At 37.8% G+C, this 13,389-nt stretch carries 10 protein-coding genes; 1 reads left to right on the top strand and 9 read right to left on the bottom strand.

The annotated features are described in order from the left end of the window. Positions 1 to 29: 29 nt before the first annotated feature. From J7E81_RS05455 to thrC, 3 genes are all read right to left on the bottom strand, one after another. Positions 30 to 1,097 (bottom strand): response regulator, encoded by a 1,068-nt coding sequence (locus J7E81_RS05455; RefSeq protein ID WP_215041084.1) that lies wholly within the window; start codon positions 1,095 to 1,097, stop codon positions 30 to 32. A 1-nt stretch (position 1,098) separates the two neighbouring features. Beyond that, the gene (locus tag J7E81_RS05450) at positions 1,099 to 2,904 is read right to left on the bottom strand and encodes a cache domain-containing sensor histidine kinase (protein WP_215041083.1); all 1,806 of its coding nucleotides are present in this window, start codon (positions 2,902 to 2,904) and stop codon (positions 1,099 to 1,101) included. Positions 2,905 to 3,006: 102 nt separating this feature from the next. Further along, positions 3,007 to 4,410, bottom strand: coding sequence for a threonine synthase (gene thrC, locus J7E81_RS05445; protein WP_215041082.1), 1,404 nt, complete (start codon positions 4,408 to 4,410; stop codon positions 3,007 to 3,009). 354 nt (positions 4,411 to 4,764) lie between these two features. Here thrC and J7E81_RS05440 point away from each other — a divergent pair, with 354 nt between their 5' ends. Beyond that, a complete protein-coding gene (locus J7E81_RS05440; protein WP_215041081.1) occupies positions 4,765 to 5,463 on the top strand; it encodes a hypothetical protein in 699 nt (232 codons plus the stop codon). Between the two features lie 190 nt (positions 5,464 to 5,653). Here the strand turns inward: J7E81_RS05440 and J7E81_RS05435 are convergent, their stop codons facing one another. The 6 genes from J7E81_RS05435 to J7E81_RS05410 form a co-directional block, all read right to left on the bottom strand. Further along, positions 5,654 to 7,051 carry a 2-oxo acid dehydrogenase subunit E2 gene (locus J7E81_RS05435; RefSeq protein ID WP_215041080.1) on the bottom strand — a complete coding sequence of 466 codons (1,398 nt, stop codon included), beginning with the start codon at positions 7,049 to 7,051 and terminating at the stop codon, positions 5,654 to 5,656. Positions 7,052 to 7,125: 74 nt separating this feature from the next. Further along, the gene (locus J7E81_RS05430; protein ID WP_215041079.1) at positions 7,126 to 8,142 is read right to left on the bottom strand and encodes an alpha-ketoacid dehydrogenase subunit beta; all 1,017 of its coding nucleotides are present in this window, start codon (positions 8,140 to 8,142) and stop codon (positions 7,126 to 7,128) included. 24 nt (positions 8,143 to 8,166) lie between these two features. Further along, a complete protein-coding gene (locus J7E81_RS05425; protein WP_215041078.1) occupies positions 8,167 to 9,156 on the bottom strand; it encodes a thiamine pyrophosphate-dependent dehydrogenase E1 component subunit alpha in 990 nt (329 codons plus the stop codon). A gap of 261 nt (positions 9,157 to 9,417) precedes the next feature. Continuing rightward, complete coding sequence (locus J7E81_RS05420) at positions 9,418 to 11,352, bottom strand: sigma-54-dependent Fis family transcriptional regulator (protein ID WP_251028435.1); 1,935 nt, start codon at positions 11,350 to 11,352, stop codon at positions 9,418 to 9,420. A 163-nt stretch (positions 11,353 to 11,515) separates the two neighbouring features. Beyond that, positions 11,516 to 12,868 (bottom strand): aspartate aminotransferase family protein, encoded by a 1,353-nt coding sequence (locus tag J7E81_RS05415; protein WP_251028434.1) that lies wholly within the window; start codon positions 12,866 to 12,868, stop codon positions 11,516 to 11,518. A 308-nt stretch (positions 12,869 to 13,176) separates the two neighbouring features. Beyond that, a complete protein-coding gene (locus J7E81_RS05410; RefSeq protein ID WP_215041076.1) occupies positions 13,177 to 13,383 on the bottom strand; it encodes a hypothetical protein in 207 nt (68 codons plus the stop codon). Positions 13,384 to 13,389: the final 6 nt, after the last annotated feature.

The raw sequence follows: 13,389 nt of genomic DNA, 5'->3' as shown, positions 1-13,389 counted from the left end.
AAAATATTAGCGCTTACATTTGGATTTTTTTAACCTTGCCTCATTTCTCCCGGGGAAATTTTGAAATATTTTTTAAAAACACGATAAAAATAGGACAAGTCTTCATAGCCCACCATTTGGGCAATGCTTTTGATTTGAAGTTCATTTGCTTCAATTAATTTTTTCGCGTATTCCATTCGTCTGCTGACAATATACTCTGTGATATTACATTCATACATAGCTTTAAATGCTTTGCTTAAGTATTCTTTACTAACAAAAAACTTGTTGGCTAATACATCCAAAGAAAGATGGGATTCTGTAAAATTCCGTTCTATGTATTCTTTTATTTCTTGGAGATCTACTCGGCCTTTTCGTTTCTTAACCTGGAGCATAAATTCCACATAACGTTTTCCTAGATTTTGATGTTTCTTCATGATTAACTCAAGGGACAAGCCGCTATCATAGCTTAATTCTTCATTTTTATACACTTCTTGGACATTGCAATCATTTTTAATCATTTGTGCTTCTAAAATCAGAATAAACTCGTGTTCAATTTTAGCCAGAACATGGTTGTCAATCGCATCGACTTTCTTTAATTCATAAAAAAAACGCTCCATGATATTTTTAAAGCCCTCTGCATTTAATTCATCCAAAAAAGAGATAATGGGTTTTCTATAGTCCATCATTAATACTGAGATATCTTTATTTAAAAATGATAAAGGCGTTAACTGCTGCCTGGATTGATGGTGTATCTCTTTCACACATTTTTCTAAAGTTTGATTTAATTCATCTGGATTGATTGGCTTAAGCAGATATTCATTGGCTTTCGAGCGAATCGCCTGGCGCATATAATGAAAGTCATCATAGCCGCTGGCTACGATCAACTTAATTTGAGGGAAACGTTCAGCTACAATCCGTAGTAATTCCATGCCGTCCACACCAGGCATTTTCATATCGGTAATCACAATGTCCGGGGACCATTGTTCGATTAATTTCAGCCCCTCTTGTCCATCAGCAGCCTCCTCAATGGCCTCAATCCCATATTCCTGCCATTTTCCAAACTGCTTAATCGTCTCTCTTGTCCATTTTTCATCGTCAACAAGTAATGTTTTTATCATGTTATACCTCCAATAGCATCCTTGCAGGGATTGTAATTACGATTTGCGTTCCATGGCCCACTCCGCTTGAGATATCAAGACCGTATTCTTTACCAAAATACAATCCAATTCTAGCTGCAACATTTTTAATTCCAATACTTCCTTTAGTATTCAAGGGCTGGGATATATCGTTAATTTGACTTATCAGTGTTCTTAATTTCTCCTCAGGTATTCCTACACCATTGTCTTTAATGGTTATTTCAATATCATCAAAAACTTGTTGCACTTCAACAGTGAGCTTCCATAGACCAACTTTTGGTTCAAACCCATGATTAAATGCATTTTCCACCAAAGGCTGTATCGTTAACATAGGAATTTCGTACCTTTCAGTACCTTCTTCTATATAAATATCCGTTTCTATTTTTCCATCAAAACGTTGATTTTGAATATAGAGGTAATTTTTTATATGTTCGATTTCATCTTCAATTAGCACCATGTCTCCTTGCTTCCCTGTAATGTAGCGGAACATATCACTTAGGGCACTGATCACCCTGTATATCCGCTCAGCATTATGAGCGACTGCCATTCCCCCGACTAACTGAAGTGTGTTATATAAAAAGTGAGGATTGATTTGTGCTTGCAGCGCCTTAAATTGAGCCTCTTTTGTAGCAATTTCACTTTTGTACTCTTTTTCTATCAATTCATTTATTTGATAAACCATAGATGTAAATCTTTTTTCAAGCAGGCCAATTTCATCAGATCGTTCGGTTTCAATTCTTATATCAAAGTTGTTTTCTTCCACTTTTTGCATCGCATCAACTAAATGAATAATGGGTTTTGTCGTTCTTAAAGAGATAAAAATAGATAAAAATATGGTTAGAATGATAGAAAATACACCGATGATAATGGCATAAATCAATGTCTTCGTTACACCATTCATGATGAGGGTTTTAGGGATAACTTTCACAATTATCACTTTTTGGTTAAATGCCTTTTGAAAGAAAATATATCCACTTTTATCATTAAGATAGTAAACATCTTTCTTACTATTGTTGATTTGCTTTATTATTTTTTGGAAATCAACGGATGGGGTTTTAGTATGGTTTGGATTGTATATGATTTGCCCTTGGTTATTTAGTAGATAAACAGAGCTTTCTTTTTCTGATTCCAGCATCTCAATGACATTGTCGACCACATTCCAATTCACATCAATGGATACCCCGCCAACTATTTTTCGATCCTCAAACCGAATAATACTTCTTGTTAGTGAAAAACTTTGTTTTGAATCTTTACTCTCAAAAATATAATGGGGATTGACACCTAATTTAGCCCAGTTTGTTTCCGAAAGATTGACTATCTTTGAAACTTTGAAATCTTCTGCTGTTAGAGAATAAACGGTACTTTTTTCTTTGGAATAGATGGAAAAACGATCTAGATTTTCATTTCGATAATAAATGGAATATAATTTGTCTTTTATGTAGTTTAGTGTACTAAAATTCAAAGGGGTATTTTCATCATTAGTTTGACTAATACTTGGTATTAATTTTTCATCAAGTAAACTAGAAAATAGGATTTTGTCACTTTCTTTTAATTTTTCATCTACATACTTTCCTGCTAAAACGATCCTTGACTCATTTGAACTGATGATTTCTTTTTCATAATTACGTTGTGATACATTGATTGAAAAAATAATGAGGATGAGTAACGGGAAAATCATGACAGATAACAATAGGAACATTAATTTATAGCGGATATTTCCTGCAAGTTTACGAAGAATTTTTTGCTGGAAATTCCGTATCCTTATGGGGAGCTCTGTAATTTTCAACATCGCGCTCTTTCCTTTTCTGAGAGGATAGTAAGTACAAAATTAATTATATCAAAACAAAAAGGAGTAAAACTCTTACTCCTTTTCATCACTTTTATATAAAATTTAGTTAGCAGAAAAACTAAAAAGCTTTTCTAAATTACGAACCACTTCATTATTATCCGCTTCAACCACTTCTAAATACTGTGGTTTATTAAACAATTGATTGATTTCCTCAGGGTATGTCTGCTTAATATCACAAAGCTCAATCGATTCATTAAACTTTGCCGGATGAGCTGTTGCCAGTGTTACACACACCTCATTTGAATGATTACATTTTTCGTAAGCCGCGACACCGCAGGAAGTGTGTGGATCTAATAAATAACTCGTTTCATTATAATACTTACTGATCGTCTGTAAGCATTCTTCCCCTTCCACTCCATGTGCTGCAAAATCTTTTTGAACCTGTTGGAGCAGCTCTCCGTTCACAACAATTTTTCCTTCTGCCTTAAATTTGGCCATTAAGTCGGACACTGCTTGTGGATCTTCGCCAAGCAAGTAGTACAGGTAACGCTCAAAATTGCTGGCTACTTGGATATCCATCGAAGGACTGTAGGTGCTTCGGAATTCACCAGGCATGTACACGCCATCCTGAATGAAACTTTCTAATATATTATTCTCATTGGTTGCAACAATCAGTTTACCTACAGGAAGACCCATTTTCTTGGCAAGATAACCAGCAAAGATATCACCAAAGTTTCCTGTCGGTACGCTAAAGTTAACACTGGTTAGGTCGTTGTCTTTTTTCACTTGGAAATACGCATAAAAATAATAAACGGTTTGCGCTAGGATACGTACAAAGTTAATAGAATTAATCGCGCGAAGATGATACTTGTTTTTAAGGTCTACATCTGCGAACAATTCCTTAATGATTCTCTGACCATCATCAAATGTTCCTTTTATAGCTAAATTCAACACACTTTTATCCGCAACAGTCGTCATCTGCAATTCTTGTACCTTACTTACTTTGCCATGCGGGTGCAAGATACAAATGCGAATGCCTTCTTTTCCTCTAACACCTTCAATGGCAGATGCACCCGTATCACCAGAAGTTGCTCCGAGGATATGAATCGTCTCACCTGTCTTCTTTGACACATAGGAATATAAATTTCCTAAAAATTGCAGTGCAATATCTTTAAAAGCAAAGGTTGGACCATGGAACAGTTCCAGCACATACAGATTATCTTTTACTTTTTGTACAGGCGTTACTTCCGGGTGGCGGAAGGTAGCATAGCTTTTCTCGATTAATGCCTTTAGCTCATTGTCAGGAATTTCCCCATCCACATAATAGGAAAAAATTTCGTAGGCCAATTCTTGATACGTTAACTTTGACATGGCTTCTAACTTTTCGGCAGGAATTTGCGGGATGTTCTCCGGTACTAATAGTCCCCCATCATTTGCCAGTCCCATTAAGACTGTCTCAATAAATCCAATTTTATTTACTTTTCCTCGTGTACTAACAAAGTTCATAGCGCCCTCCAGGTTTATATTAAAGTAGTAGGTCTTGGTGATCATACTTGTTCCATTTTTATCTCATAAGATTACTATATTCTTTTTTTGATTTAAAATATATAAAGTTTATTTTAATACATAATTTAGCGAATAGTCTATAAATTTCGTTTTAGATAGAAAAATTTTTGACGATTTACATTTTTCGATAGTAGATTTCCTCATAATTACTCAACAAATAGGAGGAACCCTCACATTTCATAAGAAAGTGACGATGAAAACTCTTCATACCCATACAGGAAGAAAAGATTTTATATGGAATTATACTTTTACAAGGAAAATACCCTTGAAACAATTCAGAAAGGTTGTGAGTTTATGAGACTTTCAGATGTACAGCCTAAGAAAAACTTCAGCTACATCTTCGTTCAATTTCCAGGAATGAAAATGAATGTCCCAGTGCTCTCGAACGGTGAGGGAAAGGCGGTGAAAGAGGATGTTGCTTTATGTGTCCAATTAGACAGTAAAGAAAAGCTGAATCAACTATACTTTGTCCGTACTCAAAGTATAAAACCGTTCGACTTCACAGCTGAAGGAATTGGATCAAAAGCATCTTACCGAGTAATCAAGCTAAAAGAGAATTCTCAAGACTCTCACTCAAAAGAACCTGATGAATTTGTCACGGTTATTACGGATGAAGTAGAAATTGTCCAAAAGAAAACGGACACAGGGTATAACTTCGTCCTAGTATTAAATAAACGTGAAATTGGTTTAGTTGCTTCAGTTGAAGCAGAAGGATTACAGCCAGTGAAAGAATCAATGCATCATAAAGAGAAAGCGATCGAAACGGTCAACTTTATCATGGAACGTAAAATAAATAAGGTTGGCTTAGCTAGGAGAGCCAAACAGATAATGATCTTAGGAGGCCATCTCTTTCAGGATCATCTAGTTATAGAGCCAATCCGAATTCTCTTAGAGGGCGTTAAAAGAAAAGTTGCCGTATTTTCTCCTGCCGCATTAGATTTTATCGGTCCGGGTGATCAGATCCAAACAATCTTAATCAAGAGGGGGTGGTGAATAGGTTTGTCCATGATGGATTCCACAACTTCATATTAGTATCTATCGAAACAAACGGATTAAAAGGATAATCCGTTTCGATGGAAAAAATATTAAGGAAAGGATATATCGCTGACGTTTAATAGAATAACGTTACTATACGCAAAAGACTTAACCACGGGGGTTAAGTCTTTTCATATTTAAGATTATTTCATTCTAATTCCAATAAAAGAAGTTCAGGGTCCTCTACTAATTTTTTTATGTGGTTTAATGCATTTTGGGCGATGACCCCATCAATGACGCGATGGTCATAGCTGAGGGAAAGAGGGAGTGTCTTTCCAATTGTAATTTCACCATTTTTAACGACCGGTTTTTCAATAATTTCACCAAATCCCAGGATGGAGGTTTCAGGATGGTTTATAATCGGTGTAAACCATTGTCCACCAGCCGAGCCTATGTTTGAAATCGTACAAGTACCATCTTTTATTTGCTCCATCGTTAATTTGTTTTCTCTAGCAGTATTTGTCAGTAATTCGATTTCTTTTGCGAGTCCCGAGATATTTTTCTGGTCTGCATTCTTAATAACAGGGACAATTAGACCATTAGTTGTTTGAACAGCGATTCCAATATTATAATACTTTTTATAATAGATTTTCTCTTCCGCTTCATCTATGAATGCATTTAATTCTTTAAAACCTTTTAAAGCACTTATCAGGGCCTTTATGACATATGGAAGGAATGTTAGTTTAATTTGCTTTGACTTCGCGATTTCTTTTAGCCTGTCTCTATGAAGCACCAACGCTGTTACATCCGCCTCCGCAAAATGGGTGACATGAGGAATCGTTTGTTGTGCATGTGTCATTGCTTTAGCAATTGCTTTACGAATCCCCCCAAGTTTTACTATTTCAACTTCATGTAGGGTCTCTGATGCCATTTCCTCAGCAGGGGCATTTTCTTCCTTCACCACCTCCTGTTCTCCGGCTAAACTTAAAATATCTTCACGATGAATTTTCCGATTTACCTTTCCATGTAATTCTTCAAGATCTATCCCTTTCTCCCTGGCTAGCTTTCTAACAGAAGGGGATGCAATTACCCTTGGTTTTTCACTTAAAGGATTTACGTGAGGCCTTTCATTACAAAGCTGTTCGTTTGCCGCTTTTTGTACATCTTCAACCGATACTTCTCCCTTTTTACCTGATCCAGAAATAGCAGCTAAATCAACACCTAAATCTTTTGCCATTTTACGTACTCTTGGGGATGCTTTTACAAATGATTTCTGAGTTTGCTGGTTTTCATTATTAATTTCTATAGAAGTGGAGCTGGATTGTTTTTTTAAAGAATTAGATGTATCTCCATCTTCTTCCGCTATGCTAACGAGGGCATCACCGACTGATATCACTTCCCCTCTTTTTTTATGGATGGTAACAATGACACCATCCGTATCGGATTCAATTTCCGAAACAGCCTTTTCGGTCTGAACCTCAACCAGAACCTCCCCTTTTTTTACAAATTCCCCTTCTGATTTATGCCAAAAGGTAATAAGACTTTCTTCATCAGCATCAGACAGACGAGGTAATTTAATCTCACGTAAGCTTTTTGTGTCTTGCATTTCAATTCCTCCTAATAAAATCATAAGAAAGCGGCTATTCTGATCCCGAACAGCCGCCTGCTAAAATCAAACTTCTATTCTTCCATTAATTGAATGACTGCCTCGGCAATACTTTGTGCGTTTGGTACCACATATTTTTCGAGATCACGGCTATATGGGATTGGTACATTGGGAATTGCAAGCCTCTTGATGGGAGCTTCCAATTCATAGAGCGCTTCTTCAGCAACGATTGCAGCAATTTCAGAAGTAAACCCAAACGACAGATAATCTTCGTCCACTACCACTAAGCGATGTGTTTTGCGAACAGAATTTAAAATGGTTTCTTTATCAAGCGGGACAAGCGAACGGATATCAATTACCTCCGCGCTGATCCCCTGACTTTCCAGCATTTTTGCAGCGGCAACTGCTTGGTGGGTCATCATCTGTATACCTACAATCGTTACATCCGCTCCTTCCCGTACCACTTTTGCTTTTCCAAGCGGAACGGTATAAGACTCTTCCGGTACTTCCCCCACCGACTCATCAATCTGATCCATCCAGCCTAACCCTTGCAATGTTTTATGGAACATAAACACGACTGGGTTATCGTCTCGAATCGCTGACGTCATCATTCCTTTGAGGTCATATGGAGTAGATGGTGCAACTACTTTCATTCCAGGTAAATGGGCAAAGGTTCCATAAAGGGTTTGTGAATGCTGTGCAGCATCACTGTACCCACCGCCAACGCCCGTCATTAAGACCATTGGCAATTTGACCGCCCCGCCTGACATATAAGGAATTTTTGCCATATGGTTATAAATTTGATCCATGCACACACCAAAGAAATCAACAAACATAAGTTCAACAACTGGTCTCATACCTTCTGCCGCAGCGCCAATGGCTGCACCGATAAAGGCAGTCTCGGAAATTGGTGTATCCAGCACTCGTTTATCGCCAAATTTCTCAATCAATCCTTGGGTAGCTCCAAATATACCGCCATATTTTCCAACATCCTCACCCAGGACAAATACACCTGAATCTCTTTCCATCTCTTGAGCAATCGCTTCTGCTAACGCTTTGTTCCCTGTGAGCATACGTTTAGTTGTTTGCATCTCATTCATCTCCCATCTAGTAAATTAACAAAATACATCTTCAAGTGCGGCTTCTGGACGAGGATACTCACTTTCCCTAGCAAATTGGAAAGCTGAATCCACCTCACTTTTTGCCTTGTTCTCTAGCAGATTTATATCATTTTCGGAGGCGATTCCTTTAGAAAAGATGTGACTTCTTAATCTATCAATTGGATCTCTTTCACGTAAAGATGGAACTTCTTCTTTTTCACGGTACAATTCAGGATCTCCTTGGAAGTGGCCTAAAAACCGATATGTTTCGATTTCAATAATAGAAGGTCCTTCTCCACGCCGTGCTCTTTCCACTGCTTGTTGGGAAACGCGGTACATTTCAAGAGGATCATTATCTTTTACATGGTAACCCACTGTATTGTCGTAGCCTGCTGCTCTCTTATCATTCGAAGCAATGGCCGTTGAAGCTGTCTTTGGAACAGAAATACCCCAAGAATTATTTTCTACAACAACTATTAGTGGAAGTTTCCAGAGCGCTGCCATATTAAGTGTTTCATGAAAGGCACCCGCATTCGCTGCTCCTTCACCGATAAAAGCAACAGCTACCCAGTCTTCCCCTTTTTGCTTTGCCGCAAGTGCTGCTCCTGCCGCTTGGGGTATTCCGGCAGCAACTATACCGCCACATGAAAATTTCACTTCTGGGTCAAATAAATGCATATGACCGCCTTTCCCTTTTCCAAGACCTGTCTCTTTCCCAAAGATCTCAGCAGTCATACGGTTTAAATTCACACCTTTAGCAATTGCATGATGGTGAGGACGGTGCGGTGAAGCAACGGTATCATCTTTTGTCAAATGGGCACAGATTCCGACAGCTGCTGGTTCCTGACCATTAGAAAGGTGCATTTCTCCAGGAACAGGGCCCGCCCCGATATTAAAAACCGGTTTTTTCCCATCAGCATAAGCCTCGACAAGCATCTCCTCGTAATAGCGGCTTTTCACCATTGTTTCATACATCCAAAGCAACTTTTCCTTAGGGATTGACATGATAGATCCTCCTTTTGTTAAATAAATGCTCACTTTCCTTTAGTTGCAAGAACCATGCCAATTTTGGCAGCGTTTTCATTAGTAGAAAAAAAATTAATAGGAAATGCCTTAAGCACTTGTAAAATATAGTTAAAACTACTTTTTTTATAATGCCCCTAACCGTAAAATAAACTTTTGAATGGTAATGATTAAATAAAAGTGTCCCATTTTGTATCAAAGTGTATCATTTAATTTGATACACTGACACAAAACGAGACACTTCTATCTCAGGCTGAAACGTTCTAGCCTTCTGTATAAGGTGCTTCTTGATATGTTTAATTTCTTCGCAGCTTTACTATAGTTATAGTCACAATTCATTAACACTTCAAGTAAAGCCTGTTTTTGCAGAACGTCTTTTTTACTTTCAAGATTTTGGTCAGATGGTGTGTCAATATTAACGGTCTTGATTTCATCAGGCAGACACTCTATAGAGAGAACCTCTGTAGTACACCGATTCAGGGATCTTTCAATTACATTTTGTAGTTCGCGGACATTTCCAGGCCAGTTATATTTTTCAATTGCCTTCATGTAGGACGGTGAAATGGTTTCGATCTGTTTAGGGATTTTTTGATTATAATGTTTGACAAAATGAGAGGCTAGTAGCGAGATATCCTCTTCCCGAAAACGTAAACCTGGGATATGAATAGGGAGGACATTAAGGCGAAAATAAAGATCTTCTCGAAAATTCCCTTTCCGAACCTCTTCTTTCAAATTTTTATTAGTAGCAGCAATAATTCTTACATCTACAGGAATTACCTTATGGTCCCCAATTCTATTAATTTCCCGGTTTTGAAGAACTCTTAAAAGCAAGACTTGCATATCTAACGACATTTCTCCGATTTCATCAAGAAAAATGGTTCCACCATCGGCCAGCTCGAACTTTCCTGAACTACCACCTTTTCTTGCACCAGTAAAGGCCCCATCTACGTAACCAAATAATTCGCTTCCTAGTAAATCCCTGGGAATAGCTCCGCAATTTATGGCAATGAAAGGCATATTACGACGATCACTTTCATTGTGGATTGCCTGGGCAAACAAGTCTTTCCCCGTCCCGCTTTCACCTAAAAGCAAAACATTTGATGGTGAATTAGAAGCGGACTTGGCTTCTCTTAGACTAGTTAAAAATAACTCACTTTCACCAATTATTTCCTTAAAAGTAATATTGGCTCGGTTTCCAGTAAAACGGTTAACCATTTGCCGAACTTTTTGAATTTCCTGTAAAGTTAGCAGAGATCCTATCTGTTTCTCTCCTTGATAGACAGATTGACTATTTAACACTACATGCTTTGAATTACCTCTTTTTAATTTTAAGTGGATATCTTTATCTTTTATTTTTATCGCATAGTTACCATCCTGGAAAATTTGGTTCATAAACAGCTCATAAATTTTTTTATCGATTATATCCTCTTCTAGCTGAAGCATATCGAGCAAGGTTTTATTAGCCTGTATGATTTCTCCCTGATGGTTTACGAGGATAATGCCTGAGGTAAGTGTATTCATGGTTGCTTCTAGGTAACTCTTCATTAATTCATTTCTTTTAATCTTATCTTGCAATTTCATCAAATTTTCTACGGCCCTTGCAGTGGAAACCACCATTCCCAGCGTATGTTGATGTACTTTCTCATACGGACCTGAAACGTTTAAGACACCCAATAATTTTCCATCATTACCGAAAATCGGTGAAGCTGAACAAGTCCATTCCTGGCAAATTTTCATGTAATGCTCATCATGGAATACTTGAAGGGGGATTTGTTCTTTAATACATGTACCGATTGCATTAGTGCCAACGGATTCTTCACTCCAATCAGCACCTTCAATAAAAGAGATTTCTCGAGCCTTTTGCAGAGTGTCTTCATCCCCAATTGTTTTCAGTAATAATCCATTTTTATCACAAATTACCACCATGAACCCTGTACCTGCAACTAATTGAAATATATCCTTCATTAATGGCAGTGTGGTATGAATTAACTCCTTATTATGTAGTACACTTCTTTGCCACAGTTCTTTATTAACCTTACCTTTTTTTCGATTGGGATCGATTTTGTTTTCTCTTGATCGTATTAATGATTGGTGAATAATGTTTGAAAAAGTGGAATCTGACCTTTGTGCATTAAGAATGAAGGTATCTGATAGTATTAACTCATTAATGTTCGTCATAATGACCACTCCTTATACTTTTTTGTTAATAAGAAACAAAAAGATTTAAATTAATAAATAAATTCACCCAAAAATAAACCCGTATAGAATTAATTCTATACAGGTAGTGGAAAATCCTATTTAATTGAACCATTCTGAGCAAGCAGCTGTTTTCGTTTTTTACTTATAGGATTTTCCTGAAAACTTCTTTTAACGTTATTACAATAAACGCCAAATCTTGATCTGTTGAGGATAATGGTGGAGATAGCGTAAGTATATTATTAAACCCCGCAACTGTAGCCCCATTCTTACCAATAATCAATCCCTTGCTTTTACATTCAGCAATGATTTGATCAATTTTCGCAGGCGAGACGGGTTCCTTCGTTTGTTTATTTTCAACCAGTTCTATTCCAAGCAGGAAACCAAAACTACGGATATCACCAACAAGTGGATGATCCATGAGTTCATTCAGTTCTTGTCTCAACTGTTTACCTAATTGTTGAGCACGCTCCACTAAGTTTTCTTTTTCGTAGATTTCGATATTCTTTAAAGCGACTGCGCATGCTGCCGGGTTTCCACCAAAGGTATTTACATGTCTGAAAAAACCATATTCATCGGAACTCTTGAATTTGTCGTATAACTCACGACGAACGGCAGTAGCCGATAAAGGAAGATACCCGCTGGTTAGCCCCTTCGCCATGGTGACTATATCAGGTTTGATGTCAAAATGCATGTGACCAAATTTTTTCCCAGTTCGTCCAAAGCCGCAAATGACCTCATCAATAATGAAGAGGATGCCATACTTTTGGCAGATTTCCTTTACCTTTTCCATATAAATTGGCTCCGGAACTAGAATACCTCCACCAGTAATAGCTGGTTCCATAATGACCGCAGCAATCGATTCCTTGCCTTCCCAAATGATGGTTTTTTCTATTTCTAGTGCGCATTGCAGATTAAATTGTTCTATCGTTTGCCCGTCTGGACGGCGATAATGATCCGGCGGGCTGACATGAATAAAGCCTGGAGCCAGTGGTTCATAATTAAATTTTCGAACAGCCTGGCCTGTTGCAGCTAAAGCCCCCATTGAATTCCCATGATACGCTCGATAACGTGAAATAAATTTATAACGAGTCGGTTCTCCATTTTGCTGATGATACTGACGCGCCATTTTAAAGGCGGTTTCATTTGCCTCCGACCCACTATTCGAGAAAAAAATTACATAATCTCCTTCTAGCCACTCGTTCAATTTCTCTGCAAGCTTGATGGCCGGAATATGACTTTGTGAAAGTGGAAAATAGGGCATGCTTTTTAGTTGTTCATATGCGGCCTGTGCTAACTCTTCTCTTCCGTATCCAACGTTCACACACCATAACCCTGACATGGCATCTAGATATTTATTGCCATGGATATCCGTAATCCACGATCCTTTTCCTTCAACAGCAACAGTTGGTGAGGCATTTTCTTTATAGGGGGTCATATGATGCCATAAATATTGCCGGTCTTTTTCGAGCATTACCTCTGCTTTATTTTTGGTCATGGACATTGTCCTTCCTGTTTAGAAATTTCAGGCTTTTGTTTAAGATTATAATGAAAACGGGAACGTTTTTTCCGTTAAATATATAGGGTGTACCAGTCATTCATTAACCCTGGGTTGGCCATTTTTCGTATCGTTCTATGAACTGCTCTTTCATTTACCGAGAAGGATTCCTTTTCCTTTTCTGGGTAATGAACCGCTCTCTCATTGACCGAGAAGGGCTCTATTTCCTTTTTTCGGACAATGAACCACTCTCTCATTGACCGAGAAGGGTTCTATCTCCTTTTTCTGGGCAATGAACCTCTCACTCATTAACCCAGAATGGCTCTACTACCTTTTTTCGGGCAATGAACCGCTCTCTCATTTACCCAGAATGGCTCTACTACCTTTTTTCGGGCAATGAACTGCTCTCTCATTGACCTAGAAGGGCTCTTTTTCCTTTCTTCGGGCAATGAACCGCTCTCTAATTGACCTAGAAAGCAATCAGCATTAAGTAGAAGGTACATAAAAACCAACACTGTCTC

The organism is Bacillus sp. ISL-18, from assembly GCF_018613415.1.
GTDB lineage: Bacteria > Bacillota > Bacilli > Bacillales > Cytobacillaceae > Neobacillus.
Note: the sequence above shows the minus strand (reverse complement) of the source record. Positions and strands in the feature narration are given on the sequence as shown.

Coding starts and splice junctions, on each gene's coding strand:
- J7E81_RS05440 (WP_215041081.1), top strand. CDS start 4,765: ATGAGACTTTCAGATGTACAGCCTAAGAAAAACTTCAGCTACATCTTC.
- J7E81_RS05455 (WP_215041084.1), bottom strand. CDS start 1,097: ATGATAAAAACATTACTTGTTGACGATGAAAAATGGACAAGAGAGACG.
- J7E81_RS05425 (WP_215041078.1), bottom strand. CDS start 9,156: ATGTCAATCCCTAAGGAAAAGTTGCTTTGGATGTATGAAACAATGGTG.
- J7E81_RS05435 (WP_215041080.1), bottom strand. CDS start 7,051: ATGCAAGACACAAAAAGCTTACGTGAGATTAAATTACCTCGTCTGTCT.
- J7E81_RS05420 (WP_251028435.1), bottom strand. CDS start 11,352: ATGACGAACATTAATGAGTTAATACTATCAGATACCTTCATTCTTAAT.
- thrC (WP_215041082.1), bottom strand. CDS start 4,410: ATGAACTTTGTTAGTACACGAGGAAAAGTAAATAAAATTGGATTTATT.
- J7E81_RS05450 (WP_215041083.1), bottom strand. CDS start 2,904: ATGTTGAAAATTACAGAGCTCCCCATAAGGATACGGAATTTCCAGCAA.
- J7E81_RS05430 (WP_215041079.1), bottom strand. CDS start 8,142: ATGCAAACAACTAAACGTATGCTCACAGGGAACAAAGCGTTAGCAGAA.
- J7E81_RS05415 (WP_251028434.1), bottom strand. CDS start 12,868: ATGACCAAAAATAAAGCAGAGGTAATGCTCGAAAAAGACCGGCAATAT.